Source organism: Streptomyces bugieae, assembly GCF_036352915.1.
GTDB lineage: Bacteria > Actinomycetota > Actinomycetes > Streptomycetales > Streptomycetaceae > Streptomyces > Streptomyces endophytica.
Window position 1 is genome coordinate 56,470 of record NZ_JAZBJP010000028.1, and the last position, 16,916, is coordinate 73,385.

The window sequence follows — 16,916 nt, forward strand, 5'->3', positions numbered from 1 at the left end:
CCTGACTAGGCCGGGCCGCCGCCGAAGGGGCTGTCGATCAGATAGCGCCAGCAGCCGTCCGGCCCCCGCCGGGCCACGTCCGTGGCCGTCCCGCGCACCGGGCCGGCCACGGCGTCGTGCGCCCCGCCGCCGTCGCCGCCCTCCCCGTCCCCGGCGCCGAGCTCCCAGTCGACGACGAGGAGCGCGGTGTCGCCGGCGACCCGCACCTGGCGCGGCCGCACGGTGATCGGCAGGCCGAGCGCGAGAAAGGCGGCGTTGGCCCGGCGGATCTCCTCCGACGTGGTGGCCGGCACGCCGTCCGGCGGCACGAAGACCGCGTCCGGCGCGTACATCTCCTGCACCGCGTCCGGATCCCCCGCGTTGAACCGCGCCGCGAAGACGTACGGCACGTCATGGGCCGTACGCGGCAGCGCGGGCGGCGTGCCCGGCGCGGTGGGCGACGGGGCGGACGGGGACATGGCGGTCGGGGACGTGGCGGTCGGGGACGTGGCGGGCTGAGCAGAATGGTGGGGCATGGGCACGGTCGTCGCCTCCTCGGTGGTGGTCCGTGCGATCGCGGGCGCAACCCTAGGAGGCCCCCTCGTGACTCACCGAACGGTTCGGCACGTGCCCGGCCTGCCCGACGACGCCCGGGCAGCGGTGCGCGCGCCGTCGCCGGACTGCCCCGTGGAGATCGCGCTCGGCGCGCTCCGCGGCCGCTGGACCACGCTCGTCCTCCGCGAACTGCTGCGCGGCCCGCACACCTACAGCGAGCTCGCCGCCGCCCTCCCCGCGCTCTCCGACAAGGTGCTCACCGACCGCCTCGGCCAGCTCGTCGCCGACGGCGTGGCACACCGCGACCGCACCGCCGGCTGGCCGTCCACCGTCCGCTACGAACTCACGGAGCGGGGCCGCGCGTTGGGCCCCGTCCTGCAGTCCCTCTGGGACTGGGGAGCGGCCACCGCCGGCCACCGGGGCACGGCTCCGCCCGGCACCTCCGTAGAGTGAACGGGTGAGCGAGCGCGGAAACAGAGGACGCGGCGGGCCGCGGCCCCAGGCGGCCGAAGAGCTGGTCGCCGAGGTGCTGGGCCGGGTCCGTTACGCGCCCGACGGCACCGCGGCCGAGGACGCCATCGAGGCGGGCGCCTCGATCCTGGCCGCCGCCGAGCCCGCACCGCCGGCAGGACCGCAGACAGGACCGCCGGCAGGACCGCCGTCAGGAGGGAAGCCGGGACCGGAGGCGGGACCGGGGGCCGGGCCGCATTCCGGGCGGAGTGCCGGACGGAACGCCGGGCCGAATGCCGGACGGAACGTCGGATCGGAGTCAGGCCCGGAGGCGGTGAGCGCGGCGCTGGTCGCGGCCGCCGTCGCGGCCGTACGGCAGTGCTGGGCGGGCGGCTGGCACCCCGCCGACCTGGAACGCATCGTCCGCCGGGAGGCCGACGGCCCCACGCCCGTCGCGATCGTCGTGGACGCCATCGCGGCCGAGGCCGCCCGGCCGGTCCGTGGCCGCGGTGGCAACACGTCCGGGACCGGTCCCGGAGGCGATCCCCGCTGGCAGGAGCAGCTGAGCCGGCTCGGCGCCGACGTCTGGTGGGACGGCGACCGCGGCTACCTGGACGCCCTCGCCCGGCGCGGCCGCACCTCCCGCTTCGAGGCCGCCTACGCCGTCCTGGCGGCGCTGCGCCTGCTCGCCCGGCTGCCCCGCATCACCCCGCTGCCGCCGCCCCCGCCACCGTCCGCCCCGCCCGCCGGCTCCCCGGCGGGCACCGCCCGCACCGCCGCCTCCCGGGCGCTCGGCCGGATCCGCGCCCTGCTCGCCAAGGCCGAGGCGACGACCTACGCCGAGGAGGCCGAGGCGCTCTCCGCCAAGGCGCAGGAGCTGATGGCCCGGCACAGCATCGACGAGGCGCTGCTGGCCGGCGGACCCGGCACCGCGGGCGGCCCGGCCGGCGGCCCGTCGGCGGTCCGCATCGGCATCGAGGGCCCGTACGAACAGGCCAAGGCGCTGCTCCTGGACGCGGTCGCGGCCGCCAACCGCTGCCAGGCCGTCTGGGCCGCCGAGGCCGGCTTCTCCACGGTCGTCGGCTTCCCGCCCGACCTGGAGGCGGCCGAACTGCTCTACACCTCGCTGCTGTTGCAGGCCACCACGGCCATGAACCGCGCTGGCGACGACCACCACGCCCGCGGCCGCGCCCGCCGTACCCGGGACTTCCGCCAGACCTTCCTCGTGGCGTACGCGGACCGCATCCGCGACCGGCTCGCCGCGGCGACCGCGGCCGCCACGGCGGCCGTCACCGCCGAGTCCGCCACCACCGCCCCGGACCTCCTCCCCGTCCTCGCCGCCCGCGAACTCGCCGTCGAGGAAACCACCGGCGCCCTCTTCCCGGACACCGCCCCGGTCCGCCTCCGCGGCATCCGCGACGTGGCCGGCTGGCACCAGGGACGGGCAGCGGCGGACCGGGCACGGTTGCAGGGGGAGTAAGGCCCCCTCCCTCAGACTTGAGGCCCACTCCCTCAGTCCCACTCCCGGACTCGCACGCCCCTCACACACACTCCGGAACGCGCGGTCGGCCGCGAAAAACCTGCGCCGTGTGCCACGCGATGTGCTCGCCCGCGACCCGCTCACTCCCGCCCTGCGGACCGATCAGCGTCCGCCCCGTGAGGTCCAGCACCTGCCCCTTCGCCGCGCCGCTCCGCCCCACGAACTCCCGGGAAACGGTGATCCGCCGCCCCGGGTCCAACCCCAGTACCCCCCGGTCGAACAGCTTGTGGTGCAGCGAGCACAGACACAGACAGTTCGCGAGGTCATCCGGCCCCTGGAACGCCCACCACCGCACATGGGCCGCCTCCAGCCCCACCGGCACCCGCCCCATCGCCCCGTCGAACCCGCAGAAGGCGCAACGGTATTCGTAGGCGATCAGCACCTGCCTGCGCAGCTCCTCCGCCCGCCGACGACCGGACCTCGCACCGCCGCCGGGCAGCACCACCCCACCACCCGTTTCCAGATCGAGCCCCACCGCGGCAGCGATGTCCCCATGAATCGACGGCGGAAAATGAACGTCCAACAACACCTGCGCCAGCCGCCCGAGCAGAGCGGGGTCCTCGGACAACGCGGACCGCAACCCGGGCACGAACTGCCCCCGCGCCCCGCTCTCCCGCAACACCTGCACCCCGGTCCCCGGACTCCCCGCCCCGCTGTCCGTCCGGACCTCCCACACCCCGTCACTCACCAGATGGTGAAACGGATACGCCGGCGACGTCTGATGCGCCGGCCCGTAGTCCGCCAGCAGATCCCGCAGATCCTGCTCCACATCCGAGTACCGCATGACCCCGTCGGGCTGCTGCCGGAACCGCCCCAGCGCGTACAACATCAACAACGGCTTGTGCGGCGCCCGGGCCCCGTTCCGCGACCACTGCCGCAGTTTCCCCACCCGCTCGATCCAGTCCATGACAGCCGACTGTAGGACGCGCCCCACCGCCGCCCCGCACGCATACGCGAGAACCCCGACGAAGTCGGCGTATCCAGCGAAGATACGCAAGAACTCCGGCGAAGTCGGCACAGGCAGCCGCGAGTTGGTCCCACGCACACGTCCCCGAGCCCCTCCACGGACGCTAGCCCTGCGCGGTGGGCCGCACCACGACCTCGTTCACGTCGACCTCCGCGGGCTGCTCGATGGCGAACGCGATGGCCCGGGCGATCGCGTCGGGCGGGATGGCGAGACGGTCCCGCATCGCCGTGATCTCGGCCCGTACCCGGCTGTTGGTCGACGCCTCGGCGAAGTCGGTCGCGATGGGGCCGGGGGAGACGGTGGTCACCCGCAGCGCCCCGCCTGCTTCCTGGCGCAGCCCCTCACAGATCGCCCGGACCGCGAACTTGGTACCGGCGTAGACCGCCATGGCCGGCACGACGCGAAACGCAGCCGTGGAGGCGGTGGTGACGAAGTGCCCGCTGCCCTGTGCCCGGAAGACCGGGAGCGCGGCGCCGATCCCGTGCAGCACCCCCTTCACATTCACATCGACCATGTGATCCCACTCCTCGACCCGCAGATCGTCGAGCGGCGAGATCGTCCCGACCCCGGCGTTGCCGACGAGTACGTCGAGCCGCCCGAAGCGCTCAACTGCCAGCGCGACCAGGGCCTTCAGATCCTCCCGCCGGGTCACGTCGGTACGGATCCGCACGGCCACGCCCCCCGCCGCCGCGATCCGACCCACGAGCTCCGCCAGCCGCTCCGACCGACGCGCCCCCAACACGAGCCGCGCCCCCCGCTCGGCAAGCAGCAACGCGGTCGCCTCCCCGATGCCGCTGCTGGCCCCCGTGATCGCCACGACTTTCCCCTCGATACCGGACATGGTCTCCTCCCCTGCCGTACGGGACCGGGCCCGTTGCCCGGCCACCACGTCAGTCTGAAAGGCGCTCACCCTGGTATCCAGAACGCACTTATTCTGGAACCAGCGGTGCCATGCGAGGGCGAGAAGCGCTGCACGAGGGGCAGGTGCCGGTAACCGAGAGGCACCTCGCAACCGAGAGGGACCCGCAACCGAGAGGCGCCCGCAATCGAGAGGCACCCGTAACCGAGAGGTGCCACACCCATGCCGAAGCAGCAGCCGGACCCGCTACGTCGCCAACTCGGCACGTTCCTGCGCACCCGCCGGGAGCGCCTCACCCCGGACGATGTCGGCCTGCCACGGACCGGCCGCCGCCGAACCCCGGGACTCCGCCGGGAAGAACTCGCCCTGCTCGCCGGTATCAGCGCCACCTGGTACACGTACCTGGAGCAAGGCCGCGAGATCCGCGCCTCCGAGCAGGTGCTGAACGCCCTCGCCGCGGCACTGCGGCTCGACCGGCACGAGCGCGACCACCTCTTCCACCTCGCCGGCCACACCCCCGCCCCCGAGGCCGGGCACCCCGAACCCCTCACCGCCGAGGCGGCAGCCGTCCCCCTCCTCCTGCAGCCGCACCCGGCGTACCTCATCGCCGGCAACTACGACGTGCTCAGCCACAACCAGGCCGCCGCCCAGCTCTTCCCCCACCTCTTCTCCCCGCACCCCACCGCCGAGGCCAACCGCCCGCCCAACCTGGTCCGTTGGGTCTTCCTCGAACCCGCGGCCCGCGAGGTCCTGGTCGACTGGGAACCCGAGGCCCGTGCCCTCCTCGCCCGCCTCCGCACCCTCTCCACCCACCACCCCGACGACCCGCGCTACACCCACCTGATAGACGAGCTGCACGAGCGAAGCCCGGAAGCCCGCACCTGGTGGCCCCACTACGAGCTACAACTCCGCCACAGCGGCCACAAACGCCTCCGCCACCCCACCCGCGGACCGCTCGACTACCGCTACACCGCCTTCCACCTGGCAGAACAGCCGGAGCACACCCTCGTGATCTATTTCGACGGCAGCCCGGCGAGCGATCAGGCACCGCCACCGTCATAGCGACCGTGCCGGGGCGAACCGCTGCTCCACCTACTGCTGGTGCCCTTACCCGGCGGGCAATTCGGCCTCGATGAGGTCAGCCGCTCGCCGGGTGCCGCCCTCGGTGGCCATCTCCCGCTGTACGGCCGCGAGGCGGCGTCCCACCTCCGGATCGGCGACGAGCGCGAGCACCGCCGCGCGGAGGGTGGCGGCGTCCGCCTGGTCCATCGGGAGGTGGCGGGCCACGCCGAGTCCCTGGAGCAGGTCCGCGTTGCCGAACTGGTCGACGGCCTGCGGGACCGCCACCATCGGTGTGGCGGTGGCCAGGCCCTCCTGGCTGCCTCCTGCGCCGGCGTGCGTGATGAAGGCGTCGGCCTTCTTCAGGATCGCCAACTGCGGTACCCAGTGGTGCACCTCGACGTTCCCGGGGAGCTCCCCGAGCTCGTCGGCGGTGACGTGCTTTCCCACCTGGAGCACGACGTGCCAGCCCGGCAGGCCGCCGAACGCCTTGACGCACTCGCGGTAGAAATCGGGCTGCTTGGTGAAGGACGAGCCGAGCGAGACGAGCAGCACCCGCTCGGCGTCCGCGGGCCGCTCCCAGTCGCCCTGCGCCGTACGGTCGCCCTGGCAGGCGCCGACGAAGGAGTGGACGTTCTCGTCGACCCGGTCGGCGTGCGGCTGCAGCGCCTTGGGGATGAGCACGATCGACCGGCCGGGGCGACCGACGAACGGGTCGGGATGCTGCGTGATCCCGTTCCCCGCGAGCCAGTTGGTGAACTTCTCGTAGTACGCCCTGCCGCGCTCGGTCGCCCTGGCCTCCGCCCACATCGGCTCGGCGACCTCCTCCTCGTACCCCTCCCACGCGACGAGGTTCGGCGAGAGGGAGATCGCGGGCACGCCCCAGCGGTGAGCGAGGACGCGCGCCGGATACGAGGTGATGTCATGCAGCACGAGGTCCGGCTCGTCGCCTCGATACGCCTCGATGAGTTGCGGCAGCGCCTGGATCGCGTCGTCCAGGAACGGCTCGACGTTGTCGAGGAGCGTGGTCCCCCACGCCGATGGGTCGCTGTCGGGCGACGGCAGGGTCGTGCGGTACGGGACCGGTTCGGCACCCGTCTCGGCGACCACCTCCTTTAAGCGAGGAGGAATCGCGTACGTGACGCGGTGCCCTCGGGCGACGAGCTCCCGGATCACTTCGAGGCTCGGGTTCACATGCCCGTAGGCGGCGATGGAGAACATGGCGATATGAGCGCACTTGCCGTGCTTTTGGTTCGTCATCCCCCCACGCTAAACGAGACGAACCGTCTCGTCCATCTTCTTTTCTCTTTCCCTTTCCCTTTCGCTTTCGCTGCCCCAGTGCCGAACCGGCCAACGAGCCGCCGGCACACCCGACTTGCGCAGGTCGCACTCCTCGTCGCAGCGCCAGTCGCAGTCCCAGTCACAGCCCCAGTCACAGCCCCAGCCCCCGTCACGTCAGAGAGCCGGGATCCTGGGGCGCTGTCAGCCCGGCCTTGTAGGCTTCCCGCATGCCACCGTCCGTCGAACCGCAAGTGCTGGTGAGCGGGAGCCATGTGCGCCGAGCCGTCGCCCACTGCGTCGATACCCTCACCGGCGTCCCCGCGGCCCAATGGCAGGTCAGGGCCGGCAGCCTGGAGTGGACATGCTGGGAGACCCTGGAACACCTCGCGGACGATCTGCTCACCTACGCACTGCGGTTCGGCCTCGCGCAGCCGATGGACGTACCACGCGTGCCACTGCGCATCTCCCGTGACCGACCCGACGGGCCGGCCAATGTCATCTTCGGCGACGAGGACGCGGGACCCGAGGGACTCCTGACCGTGGTGACGGCCTGCGGCGGCCTGCTCGCAGCCGCCGTCGACACCGCGGCTCCCACGACCTTGGCCCCGCATGTCTTCGGCGCCTCCGACCCGGAGGGATTCGCGGCGATGGGCGTCGCCGAGACCCTCGTCCACACCCACGACATCGCTCAGGGCCTGCACCGCGCGTACGAGCCCCCGCAGGACTTGAGCGAGCGAGCTCTCGCACGCCTCTTCCCTGACGTACCCCTCACCGGCACCCCGTGGTCAACCCTGCTGTGGGCCACCGGCCGCCTCGATACTCCCGATCGCCCGCGCCGCACGGACTGGCGTTGGTACGGCGCACCACGTGGCAGCAGCTGACTGGTAATTGAGGGTGTCTCCAGTCGCTTGCGACACGGAGAGGTCCGCCCGCCTGCGAAGCCAACCCACGTGCGCCGGACACGACGACCGTACCGACTTGCCGAAGGCTCAGACGAGGGCATCGCGCAGTCGTCGCACGCACTGGCGACGTGACGCACCCAGCCAGGCAACCAAGTGACGCAATGCCGCCACTGCCTGGACTGCAGGAGGCGAGGTTCCCCACACGGCATCGCGGCCCGTTCACCACCTCTCCGGCCCGTGGGGGATATTAAGAAACGCCCGTCCGCCAGTTGGGCGTCGACCGTCCTCGGCAGTGTTGGGCAATTTAGTTTAAAAGGGAACGAGGTGACGGGTGGCCGAAAAACCACTTCCCGACCAAGATCAAACTCGTGTTACGATCTTCCTCGTTGTAAAGGTTGTGTAAGTCATAGGGGGAATTGTGAACTCGCGCCTTCGCGCAGCCACTGCTATTGCTTCAGTTGCCACTCTTATGCCATTCGTGACCGCCGCCAGTGCAAGTGCCGCGGATGCGAAGCCGGGGATGGTGAAGGCAGCAGCCGCGCATTACGACTGCCCGCATGACGGGTACATCACGGACCATGACGTTTGCTCGGAACTCAGCAACGGCGTTCTGCTCATGAACTCGACTTCCAAGGGTACCTACATAGACGTCTCGTACGACAAGACGGGAGGTTCGTCCGTTTCCTGTAAGGTCGGATACCTCCGCAGCGGCTCTAACCACTGGAGTGGGACAAAGACGTGCAGCACTTCGCTGATAGCCTCGGCGCAGTGGTCTCCTTCTGCATCTTGTAGCCCTAATGTTGGCCTTCTTTACTCGGGTGGAAGCACCTTCCAGACCCCTCCCACAAGGAATTGCTGACTTAAACGACGCCAGCTAGAGGCCATTCCTGTGCAGAAGTAGCCAGCCGAATGCTTCTTTCGCGGACTGCACCGCGATGGCTGTCGCGCCCCCTTGCGGAGAAACCGCGAGGGGGCGTTGCGCATTGAGAAAATGACCCCAGGGGGCCGCCCATGCTTGAAGCTGTTTTCAAAGGCCATACGGCATTCGTAATCGTCACAAGCATCATTTCTGTGACCTTCTTTATCGTAGTTCTTCTCGTTGCAAAGAAGAGGACCGACCGCCCGGTCTCCTTCGCTCTTTGGTGCACTTCGGTGGCGAGCGTGCTCTTTTTGACGCTATGGACCACGGGAGGCACCCAGGGGTCAGGCACGTGCGTCGTGAATCTCAAGCTGCTCGAACCCTTCAACACGGAACAGGGCCTGTTGAACTGCCTGATGTTCACACCCGTGGGGTTTATGGGGGCATTTGTAACCCGAAAGGTGATCCCCGCTGTCGCATGCGGTGTCGCTCTTTCGGTTGTAATCGAGACCGCACAAGGTGCTCTGCCAGCCATCGGAAGAGCCTGCGACACCAGCGACTTGGTGTCCAATTCAGCTGGCAGCCTCCTTGGTGCAGTTATTGCATTTCTTCTCGTACGTGTTCGGCGAAGCGACTTGACTCCCTGGCGACTGGGTCGTTCGCCGGCAGTGATCACGTGTGTGACTTTCTCGGCGATTATTGGTGCGGTCTGGGCTACCTCTATCCAGCCGCATTCCGTGAGGGCGACCGAGGCGGTGGGGTCAGCGGCCGGCGACCAACGGGACGCGGTTGCTAAAGCCGTCCGTCAAGCGTTCGGCGATCACTACACGGTTGGCAACGTACAGTTCTCATCATCTCCCGATTCCGACCGAGGCACTGTAATGGCTAGCCTTCCAGTCGGGTTCGTTCAAATCAATTGGCCCGAAGGAAATGAAATCACGGCCAGCCTGGACATGTCGGACGATGGAGAGCCTGCAGGCTTTCCGGTGCCCGGAGCGCCGACTCATGTTGAGAATTCTACGCAAGCTAAAAAGGTAGCTGTCACCTATGCCGAGCTCCACTTTCCGTGGGCCGTCCGAGGTAGCAAGACAGAGATTTCTCCAGTCGGCCAAAATGCTTCCCTGGGCTGGCTCGTTAGCTGGCGCAGGTACCGCGATTCCGTTCTCATGCCTATGCGGCTTGATGTCCAGATAGATCGAACGGGACATGTTTCTCAACTTTCGACGCGCGAAGCGCCGGATGTCGCTATTCCCCCTTCCCGAATCAGTAAAGGAAAGGCGCTTCAGCTCGCGAAGAGCTCTACTCCCGGATGTCAAAAGGCTGAAGTGGGAGAATTGCTCGCAGTCAAAAAGGGATCTGATTGGCATGCTGTGTGGCGCATCAAGGTCACCTGCAAGGAATCGAGCGCGATCGTCCACATCAATGCATCATCTGGTGCTGTGGAAATGAAGGAACAGCATCCAAACTAGGACTCAGTACACCGCGCGACGAGCGGTTGTCCTGCACCAGGGCGCCTACCCCCAGCCCACGCGCAGAGGTGCGCCAGGTCGGCAAAACCTGTGCCCCGGCCTTGGAAGGAGGCCGGGGCACGTATGCAGGACAAGTTCGTACTCACAGCAGCCGATGCGGGGATCTTCTCGCCCACGCCATCGGGGGTGGGTGGGTCCAGGCTGATGCTCTTCGCGCTGACGTACGCCTCGGGGTCCAGGGTCCCCTCACGCGCAGCCACGAGCAACGTGCATACAGGTCGACCGGCGACGTTGGTGGCTACCCCCGCCTACCGCCGATTGAGCAGGCCCCCAAGCTAGTTGTCCGTTGACTCCGGAGCCGGAGCCACACCCACCGGGCAGCTCACGCCCGTCCCCCCGATCCCGCAGTACCCGCCCGGGTTCTTGTCCAAGTACTGCTGGTGGTACGCCTCCGCCGGGTAGAAGGGGCGGGTGGTGTCGGCGGGGAGGATTTCGGTGGTGATGTCGGTGTAGCCGGAGTTGTGGAGGACGGTGCGGTAGGCGTCGCGGGAGGCTTCGGCGGCCTGTTGTTGGGCGGGGGAGTGGGTGTAGATGGCGGAGCGGTACTGGGTGCCGACGTCGTTGCCCTGGCGGAAGCCCTGGGTGGGGTCGTGGGACTCCCAGAAGAGCTTCAGGAGGGACGTGTAGGGGACCACTGCCGGGTCGTAGACGACGCGGACGGCCTCGGTGTGGCCGGTGTGGCCGCTGCAGACCTCTTCGTAGGTGGGGTTCGGGGTGTGGCCGCCCTGGTAGCCGACGAGGGTGGTCCAGACGCCCTCGGTCTGCCAGAACTTCCGCTCGGCGCCCCAGAAGCAGCCCAGGCCGAAGTCGGCGATCTCCAGGCCCTCCGGGTACGGGCCCAGGAGCGGGTTGCCGAGGACGGTGTGCCGCTCGGGGACGGCGAAGGCCGGCTCGGGGCGGCCCCCGAGTGCTTCCTCGGGGGTCGGGAGCTGGTTCTTGAAGCGGGAGAAGAGCATGGGAGCGGCTCCAGGGAGGGCGGGAGGTGCCAGTTCGGGAGGGAGCGGTTCGGGAGGGAGCGGTTCGTGGTCGGCCCTTGCGTCAACGTCGGCGGGCGCGGTCGCATTCCGGGGTGTGCGGGGTGTCCGGAGTGTGTGCAGGGTGCCGCCCGGTCGTGATCCTGGGCGGGGCGGGCCGTCTCGCGTTCGCGGCCGTGTCGGTGCCTCGCGGGTGCGGTCGCGGGTGTGCGGGACGCCTCGGGGATGCGGTCGCGGGTGTGCGGGACGGCTCGCGGTCGCGTTGACGGGCCTCCCCAGGGCCGCCCCGTTGCGTCTACGGGCGGTCCTGGGGGAAGCCGGTCGATGTGCCGCCCAGTTGTTCCCAGCCGGCGATGGCCAGGGCGCGGTAGGCGGCGTACTCGGCGGCCGGGCTGCGGCCGTACGACCACGGCACGGCGCCCACGTGGCCGTCGACCAGGCGCAGCTGCTCCATGGCCTCGGCGTAGCGCTCGGCGCGTACCAGGAACCAGACGAGCAGGTGCCGGACGTGCGGGGCCATGGGGTGGTCGGCCGGGGCCTCGCGGAGGGCGAAGTGGGCGCCCTCGATGGCGCGCTCGACGACCGCGCTCTGGTACAGGCTGCGGACCATGTTGGCCTCGGGCAGGTGCTCGTAGACCGCGAAGAGCGGGAGGGCCGGGAGGAGGGAGCCGGTGGGTGCGCCGGCCGCGGAGCGTTCGGCGAACGCCTCGGCCTCCGTGCGGGAGCCGTGCCACTTCTGGGACCAGTAGGGGAGCGCCGCGAGGTGGGCGCCCATGTGGTGCGGGGCGCGCCGGGCGGCCTCGGACCACAGCTCCTCGTAGTCGGCGGGCCGGTCGTGCAGGCCGCGGGCCACGGCCAGCTCGATGATGTACGGGATCGGGCTGCCCGGTGCCAGCAGGCCGGCCTCCCGGCAGACCGTACGGGCCTCCTCCAGGATCATCCGGAAGTCCTGCGAGCCGGGGTCCCGCAGCGCCTGGACGACGAGGAACTGGGCGTGCGTCTCGGCGCCGCCGGGGTCCTTCGGCGCCTCCGAGCGCCAGGTGCGCAGCCAGATGCCGCCGGTCCGTCGCCCGCCCTCCTGCGCCGGCCCGCCCGCGGCCAGCTCGAACGCGGCCGCGCCGGCCAGCGTCTGCACCCGCTGCCAGCGGCGCTCCCAGTCGTCACCGGTGGACTTCAGCAGCTCGGCCGCCGGGCGCCAGTCGTGCGTACGCCGGACCGCGTCCAGCGCGTCCTCCAGCTCCCGGTCCGGGCCGGGCAGCCGTACGTCGAGCTCCTCCAGCGGGACGAAGCCGTAGCCCGCCATCGGGTCGGAGGCCACCGCGAGCCCCTGCCGGGTTTGCCGACCGGCCCGCCGGCGGCGCATCCAGGGCAGGAAGACGAGGCCGCCCAGCGCGAGCGCGGCGAGGAGAACCAGCAGAGCGTCCATGGGGTGTGTGTCCTGTGTCCTGTGCCTGTGGTGAACAACGGGTGATGGTGGCTGTGGCTGTGGCTGTGGCTGTGGCTGTGGCTGTGGCGGCGGCGGTTCGGGGGCGTCGGGCGGGGCGGAGGGGGCGTGGCGGGAACCAGTGTGCGACCCCTCGTACGTATCCACTAACAAGCGAACCAGAAAGTTCCGGGAACGCCGGCCGCGCGGCCGACTACCCTCGGCAGGCATGAGCGATCAGCGCGAACAGCGCCACCAGCATTTCGAAACCCTTGCCATCCACGCAGGTCAGGAACCCGACCCGACGACCGGCGCGGTGGTTCCGCCCATCTACCAGGTATCCACTTACAAGCAGGACGGTGTGGGCGGGCTGCGCGGCGGTTACGAATACAGCCGCAGCGCCAACCCGACCCGTACCGCCCTGGAGGAGAACCTCGCCGCGCTCGACGGCGGACGCCGCGGGCTCGCCTTCGCCTCCGGCCTCGCGGCCGAGGACACCCTGCTGCGCACCCTGCTGGTCCCCGGTGACCACATCATCATCCCCAACGACGCCTATGGCGGAACGTTCCGGCTGATCTCCAAGGTCGTCGAGCGGTGGGGCGTGGAGTGGTCGGTGGCCGACACCTCCGACCCGCGGGCGGTGCGCGAGGCCCTGCGCCCCCGTACGAAGCTGATCTGGGTGGAGACGCCCAGCAACCCGCTGCTCGGCATCAGCGACATCGAGGCGCTGGCCGCCGTCTCGCGGGACGCCGGGGTCCGGCTCGTCGTCGACAACACCTTCGCCAGCCCCTACCTCCAGCAGCCGCTCGCCCTCGGCGCGGACGTGGTGGTCTACTCCACGACCAAGTACATGGGCGGCCACTCGGACGTGGTCGGCGGCGCCCTGGTCGTCAACGACGACACCCTCGGTGAGGAACTCGCCTACCACCAGAACGCGATGGGCGCGGTCGCCGGCCCGTTCGACTCGTGGCTGGTGATGCGCGGCATCAAGACCCTCGCCGTACGGATGGACCGGCACAGCTCCAACGCCGAGCGGATCGCGGAGCTGCTGACCTCCCACAACAAGGTGACCCGGGTCTACTACCCGGGCCTGTCCGAGCACCCGGGGCACGAGGTCGCGGCCAAGCAGATGCGGTCGTTCGGCGGCATGGTGTCGTTCCAGGTCGCGGGCGGGGAGCAGGCCGCCATCGAGGTCTGCAACCGGTCGCAGCTGTTCACCCTCGGTGAGTCGCTGGGCGGCGTCGAGTCGCTGATCGAGCACCCGGGGCGGATGACGCACGCGTCGACGGCCGGCTCGCAGCTGGAGGTCCCCAACGACCTCGTGCGCCTCTCGGTCGGCATCGAGTCCGCCGAGGACCTGCTGGCCGACCTGGCGCAGGCGCTGGGCTGACCCCCTGCCGATAGCCGCCGCTCGCCGCCTCGTGCGGCCGCTTGCCCGTCACCACCCCTCGACGGGAGGGGTGGTGCGGGACGGCGGCGGGACCCAGGGCTGGGCGGCGGCGGTCCAGGTCAGCGCCGCCACGGCGAGCAGCGCCAGCAGCCAGCCGAGGCGGCGCCGCAGCCGGCGGTGCGCGCGCAGCCGCCGGCCGCGGGCGAGGGCCCGGGCGGCCAGGTCCGGCGGTACGGGCGGCAGCGGCAGCCCGGCCAGCATCCGCCGGGCCTCGGCCTCCTTGCGGTCGGGTACGCCCGGGTCCGGCACGGCGGCCTCGGGGTAGAGGTTCATGGCGCCCCGCCGCCGCGGACCCGGCGCACCGGCCGGTGGCTGCGAAGCGCGGCGACGGCGTGCCGGCACAGCGCGCGTATCCGCTCGGCGGGCAGGCCGAGTTGGGCCGCGGTCTGCTCCTCGGCCACCCCTTCGTGCAGCCGCAGCACGAGGACCAGGCGTTCCTGCGGGGTCAGCCGGTCCAGCGGCCCGCCGCGCGGCCGTCGGTGCCGCCGGGCGGTGCGGGCGAAACGGTCGGCGAGCTCCCGGCGGGTGCGCTCGTACGGGTCCTCGCCGCGCAGCCGGTCCCAGTCGGCGTACGTCCGGGCCAGCGCGTGGATCAGCAATTCCTCGGCGGCCGGGGCGGGATGGGCGGCGGGCTCGCCGGTCAGGAGGGTGGCGGCGCGGAACAGCCGTCCGGCCGCGCCCGCCACGAACGACTCGAACTCCCGGGCGTGGCGGCGCTGCTGCACCGGCCGCCGCTCTCGCACCGCGCCTCCCGGATGACGGACGCCCGACCCCCTGGGCTCCTATAGCACGGCAGCGCGGCCACCCGGTCAAGAGGCGTGACGACTTACCCGGGCCCGGGCCGGGGCGCGTCACCGGCCGCCGGGCCGTGGCATGTCGCCGGCCGGTACGCGGCGGGCTGCCGGCCGGGCAGTGGCGTGCCGCCGGCCGGAGCTGCCGCTGGTGTCAGGACGCCTGCCCCGTGGGCGTCAGGGACGCGGTGATGTCGGAGAGGGAGACGTTGAAGCGGGTCAGCAGCGTCGTGAACGCCTCGCGCTCCTCGTCGGTCCACTTCTCCGTGACCAGCGCCATCAGCGCACGGCGCGAGGCCCGCACCTCGTCCAGCCGGGCGTGGCCGCGCTCGGACAGTTCGAGCACCACGGCGCGGCCGTCCTCCGGGTGGGTGGCCCGGCTGACGAGCCCGGAGTCGACGAGCGGGGCGACCTGCCGGGTGACCGTCGAGGAGTCGATGCCCATGCCGGCGGCCAGGGCCTTGACGCCCATCGGGCCTTCCTGGTCGAGGCGGTTGAGCAGCAGGTAGGCGGCGCGGTCCATGGAATTGCGCGCCTGCCCGACGCCGCCGAGCCGGCTCTGTTCGGCGCGGCGGGCGAAGACGGCCACTTGGTGCTGCAGCGCGTCGAGGAGAGCGGGGTCGGTGTGGGTCGTCATGTCCGAAGAGGTGGGCATGGCCGGGAGCTCGCTTCGATGGAAGTGCGTATGGATGGGAGGACAGCGTACGCGGACCCGGCGCACGGCGTACCTGCGCCGTCCATTCCGATAACGCTCCGTCCCCCTCGTTGGTGCCCGTGGGTGGGCGGGCCCGCGCACCGTCGAACTGCGAGACTGGCGGTATGGCTGCTCATACGCCTCATCCGCCGCGTCCGCCGCACGAGCCCCGCCCCGACTCCGGACAGACCGACGCCGAACTACCCCCTGTCACGCCCCCCGTCGCGATCCCGGTCACGATCGAGGACGTCCGGGAGGCGCACAAGATGCTCTCGGGCGTGGCACGGGCCACCGCGATGGAGGGCAGCCGCTATCTGTCCGGGCTGGTCGGCGCGCCCGTCCACCTCAAGTGCGAGAACCTCCAGCGCACCGGTTCGTTCAAGATCCGCGGCGCCTACGTCCGGATCGCCGGGCTCTCCGCGGAGGAGCGGGCGGCCGGTGTGGTGGCCGCGAGCGCCGGTAACCACGCCCAGGGGGTGGCCCTCGCGGCGTCCCTGCTCGGCGTGCGCTCCACGGTGTTCATGCCGGTCGGCGCCCCGTTGCCGAAGGTGGCGGCGACCCGCGAATACGGTGCCGAGGTGCGGCTGCACGGCCATGTGGTGGACGAGACGCTGGCCGCCGCCGAGGAGTACGCGCGGGAGACCGGCGCGGTCTTCATCCACCCCTTCGACCACCGCGACATCATCGCCGGTCAGGGCACGGTCGGGCTGGAGATCCTGGAGCAGTGCCCGGAGGTGCGCACCATCGTCGTCGGCATCGGCGGCGGCGGGCTGGCCGCGGGGATCGCGCTGGCGGTCAAGGCGCTGCGGCCGGACGTGAAGGTCGTCGGGGTGCAGGCGGCGGGCGCGGCCTGCTACCCGCCGTCGCTGGCGGCCGGGCATCCGGTGGCGATCGAGGGGCTGTCGACGATGGCGGACGGCATCAAGGTCGGCCGGCCCGGCGACGTGCCCTTCGGGATCGTCGAGCGGCTGGTGGACGAGGTCCGGACGGTCAGCGAGGACGACCTCTCCAGTGCGCTGCTGCTCTGTCTGGAGCGGGCGAAGCTGGTGGTGGAGCCGGCCGGGGCGAGCCCGGTGGCGGCGCTGCTCGCCGATCCGGGGTCGTTCGAGGGGCCGGTGGTGGCGGTGCTGTCCGGCGGGAACGTCGATCCGCTGCTGATGCAGCGCATCCTGCGGTTCGGCATGGCCGCCGGGGGCCGCTACCTCTCGCTGCGGCTGCGGCTGTCGGACCGGCCGGGGGCGCTGGAGACGCTGCTCGGGGTGCTGACGGTGGTGGACGCGAACATCGTCGACGTGGGGCACGTACGGACCGATCCGCGGCTCGGGCTGACCGAGGTCGAGGTGGAACTGCATCTGGAGACCAAGGGCCCGGAGCACTGCGACGAGGTGCGCACGGCACTCGCGGAGGCGGGGTACGTCGTCCTGGAGTGACCGGAGGGGCTGCCGGGCCGAGAGCCGCCGGAGTGACCGGAAGGGCCGGAAGGACTGGAGCGTCCGAGTGTCCGGAGGGGCCGGAGTGGGGCGGGCGCGAGTCCGTCGGGGGTGGAAGCCGGATCCGGTTATTTGTATCGCGATGTATCGCGTTTCGGAGTAGCATCCCGGATG

General features: G+C 71.0%; 16 protein-coding genes. 7 read left to right on the plus strand and 9 right to left on the minus strand.

All coding sequences use genetic code 11. The features are described from left to right. Positions 1-5 precede the first annotated feature (5 nt). Positions 6-515, minus strand: a complete 510-nt coding sequence (locus tag V2J85_RS30635) for a YybH family protein (RefSeq protein ID WP_330823416.1) — start codon at positions 513-515, stop codon at positions 6-8. Positions 516-606: 91 nt separating this feature from the next. On the opposite strand from V2J85_RS30635, the gene V2J85_RS30640 reads away from it, so the two are divergent. Both V2J85_RS30640 and V2J85_RS30645 read left to right on the plus strand, forming a co-directional pair. After that, positions 607-987, plus strand: coding sequence for a winged helix-turn-helix transcriptional regulator (locus tag V2J85_RS30640; RefSeq protein ID WP_330823384.1), 381 nt, complete (start codon positions 607-609; stop codon positions 985-987). Positions 988-1,060: 73 nt separating this feature from the next. Then, positions 1,061-2,464 (plus strand): DUF2786 domain-containing protein, encoded by a 1,404-nt coding sequence (locus V2J85_RS30645; protein WP_419836851.1) that lies wholly within the window; start codon positions 1,061-1,063, stop codon positions 2,462-2,464. A gap of 61 nt (positions 2,465-2,525) precedes the next feature. On the opposite strand, the gene V2J85_RS30650 is transcribed toward V2J85_RS30645, so the two are convergent. Together V2J85_RS30650 and V2J85_RS30655 are read right to left on the minus strand one after the other, a co-directional pair. Beyond that, entirely contained in the window at positions 2,526-3,431 is a 906-nt protein-coding gene (locus V2J85_RS30650; RefSeq protein ID WP_330823388.1) for a phosphorothioated DNA-binding restriction endonuclease, read from the minus strand. Between the two features lie 163 nt (positions 3,432-3,594). Continuing rightward, positions 3,595-4,332 (minus strand): SDR family oxidoreductase, encoded by a 738-nt coding sequence (locus tag V2J85_RS30655; RefSeq protein ID WP_330823417.1) that lies wholly within the window; start codon positions 4,330-4,332, stop codon positions 3,595-3,597. Between the two features lie 240 nt (positions 4,333-4,572). Between V2J85_RS30655 and V2J85_RS30660 the strand changes: the two genes are divergently transcribed. Next, on the plus strand, positions 4,573-5,412 hold the full coding sequence (locus tag V2J85_RS30660) for a helix-turn-helix transcriptional regulator (protein ID WP_330823390.1): 840 nt from the start codon (positions 4,573-4,575) through the stop codon (positions 5,410-5,412). A gap of 45 nt (positions 5,413-5,457) precedes the next feature. Here the strand turns inward: V2J85_RS30660 and mgt are convergent, their stop codons facing one another. Then, positions 5,458-6,669 carry a macrolide-inactivating glycosyltransferase gene (mgt, locus tag V2J85_RS30665; RefSeq protein WP_261955977.1) on the minus strand — a complete coding sequence of 404 codons (1,212 nt, stop codon included), beginning with the start codon at positions 6,667-6,669 and terminating at the stop codon, positions 5,458-5,460. A gap of 248 nt (positions 6,670-6,917) precedes the next feature. Between mgt and V2J85_RS30670 the strand changes: the two genes are divergently transcribed. After that, positions 6,918-7,571: a DinB family protein gene (locus V2J85_RS30670; protein WP_330823392.1), complete on the plus strand. Its 654-nt coding sequence runs from the start codon at positions 6,918-6,920 to the stop codon at positions 7,569-7,571. A 1,032-nt stretch (positions 7,572-8,603) separates the two neighbouring features. Then, positions 8,604-9,920 (plus strand): VanZ family protein, encoded by a 1,317-nt coding sequence (locus V2J85_RS30675; RefSeq protein WP_330823394.1) that lies wholly within the window; start codon positions 8,604-8,606, stop codon positions 9,918-9,920. A 335-nt stretch (positions 9,921-10,255) separates the two neighbouring features. On the opposite strand, the gene msrA is transcribed toward V2J85_RS30675, so the two are convergent. Next, a complete protein-coding gene (gene msrA / locus V2J85_RS30680; RefSeq protein WP_330823395.1) occupies positions 10,256-10,936 on the minus strand; it encodes a peptide-methionine (S)-S-oxide reductase MsrA in 681 nt (226 codons plus the stop codon). Positions 10,937-11,249: 313 nt separating this feature from the next. Continuing rightward, entirely contained in the window at positions 11,250-12,380 is a 1,131-nt protein-coding gene (locus V2J85_RS30685) for a hypothetical protein (protein WP_261955973.1), read from the minus strand. 226 nt (positions 12,381-12,606) lie between these two features. On the opposite strand from V2J85_RS30685, the gene V2J85_RS30690 reads away from it, so the two are divergent. Next, entirely contained in the window at positions 12,607-13,767 is a 1,161-nt protein-coding gene (locus tag V2J85_RS30690) for a cystathionine gamma-synthase (RefSeq protein ID WP_261955972.1), read from the plus strand. A 48-nt stretch (positions 13,768-13,815) separates the two neighbouring features. Here V2J85_RS30690 and V2J85_RS30695 read toward each other — a convergent pair whose 3' ends face one another. The 3 genes from V2J85_RS30695 to V2J85_RS30705 all read right to left on the minus strand — a co-directional run bounded on the left by V2J85_RS30695 (position 13,816) and on the right by V2J85_RS30705 (position 15,273). Next, entirely contained in the window at positions 13,816-14,100 is a 285-nt protein-coding gene (locus tag V2J85_RS30695) for a hypothetical protein (protein WP_261955971.1), read from the minus strand. After that, the gene (locus tag V2J85_RS30700) at positions 14,097-14,570 is read right to left on the minus strand and encodes a sigma factor-like helix-turn-helix DNA-binding protein (RefSeq protein WP_261955970.1); all 474 of its coding nucleotides are present in this window, start codon (positions 14,568-14,570) and stop codon (positions 14,097-14,099) included. Before V2J85_RS30700 ends, V2J85_RS30695 begins: the two co-directional genes overlap by 4 nt. A 202-nt stretch (positions 14,571-14,772) precedes the next feature. After that, complete coding sequence (locus V2J85_RS30705; RefSeq protein WP_261955969.1) at positions 14,773-15,273, minus strand: MarR family winged helix-turn-helix transcriptional regulator; 501 nt, start codon at positions 15,271-15,273, stop codon at positions 14,773-14,775. Positions 15,274-15,437: 164 nt separating this feature from the next. On the opposite strand from V2J85_RS30705, the gene ilvA reads away from it, so the two are divergent. Next, complete coding sequence (ilvA, locus tag V2J85_RS30710) at positions 15,438-16,742, plus strand: threonine ammonia-lyase (RefSeq protein ID WP_410011276.1); 1,305 nt, start codon at positions 15,438-15,440, stop codon at positions 16,740-16,742. The last annotated feature ends 174 nt before the right edge of the window (positions 16,743-16,916 follow it).

What these genes read in the sequence shown, in the direction of transcription:
- V2J85_RS30655 (WP_330823417.1), bottom strand. Translation starts at nt 4,332, where the DNA reads ATGTCCGGTATCGAGGGGAAAGTCGTGGCGATCACGGGGGCCAGCAGC.
- V2J85_RS30635 (WP_330823416.1), bottom strand. Translation starts at nt 515, where the DNA reads ATGCCCCACCATTCTGCTCAGCCCGCCACGTCCCCGACCGCCACGTCC.
- mgt (WP_261955977.1), bottom strand. Translation starts at nt 6,669, where the DNA reads ATGACGAACCAAAAGCACGGCAAGTGCGCTCATATCGCCATGTTCTCC.
- V2J85_RS30670 (WP_330823392.1), top strand. Translation starts at nt 6,918, where the DNA reads ATGCCACCGTCCGTCGAACCGCAAGTGCTGGTGAGCGGGAGCCATGTG.
- msrA (WP_330823395.1), bottom strand. Translation starts at nt 10,936, where the DNA reads ATGCTCTTCTCCCGCTTCAAGAACCAGCTCCCGACCCCCGAGGAAGCA.
- V2J85_RS30650 (WP_330823388.1), bottom strand. Translation starts at nt 3,431, where the DNA reads ATGGACTGGATCGAGCGGGTGGGGAAACTGCGGCAGTGGTCGCGGAAC.
- V2J85_RS30675 (WP_330823394.1), top strand. Translation starts at nt 8,604, where the DNA reads ATGCTTGAAGCTGTTTTCAAAGGCCATACGGCATTCGTAATCGTCACA.
- V2J85_RS30690 (WP_261955972.1), top strand. Translation starts at nt 12,607, where the DNA reads ATGAGCGATCAGCGCGAACAGCGCCACCAGCATTTCGAAACCCTTGCC.
- V2J85_RS30660 (WP_330823390.1), top strand. Translation starts at nt 4,573, where the DNA reads ATGCCGAAGCAGCAGCCGGACCCGCTACGTCGCCAACTCGGCACGTTC.
- V2J85_RS30705 (WP_261955969.1), bottom strand. Translation starts at nt 15,273, where the DNA reads ATGCCCACCTCTTCGGACATGACGACCCACACCGACCCCGCTCTCCTC.
- V2J85_RS30685 (WP_261955973.1), bottom strand. Translation starts at nt 12,380, where the DNA reads ATGGACGCTCTGCTGGTTCTCCTCGCCGCGCTCGCGCTGGGCGGCCTC.
- V2J85_RS30695 (WP_261955971.1), bottom strand. Translation starts at nt 14,100, where the DNA reads ATGAACCTCTACCCCGAGGCCGCCGTGCCGGACCCGGGCGTACCCGAC.
- ilvA (WP_410011276.1), top strand. Translation starts at nt 15,438, where the DNA reads ATGGCTGCTCATACGCCTCATCCGCCGCGTCCGCCGCACGAGCCCCGC.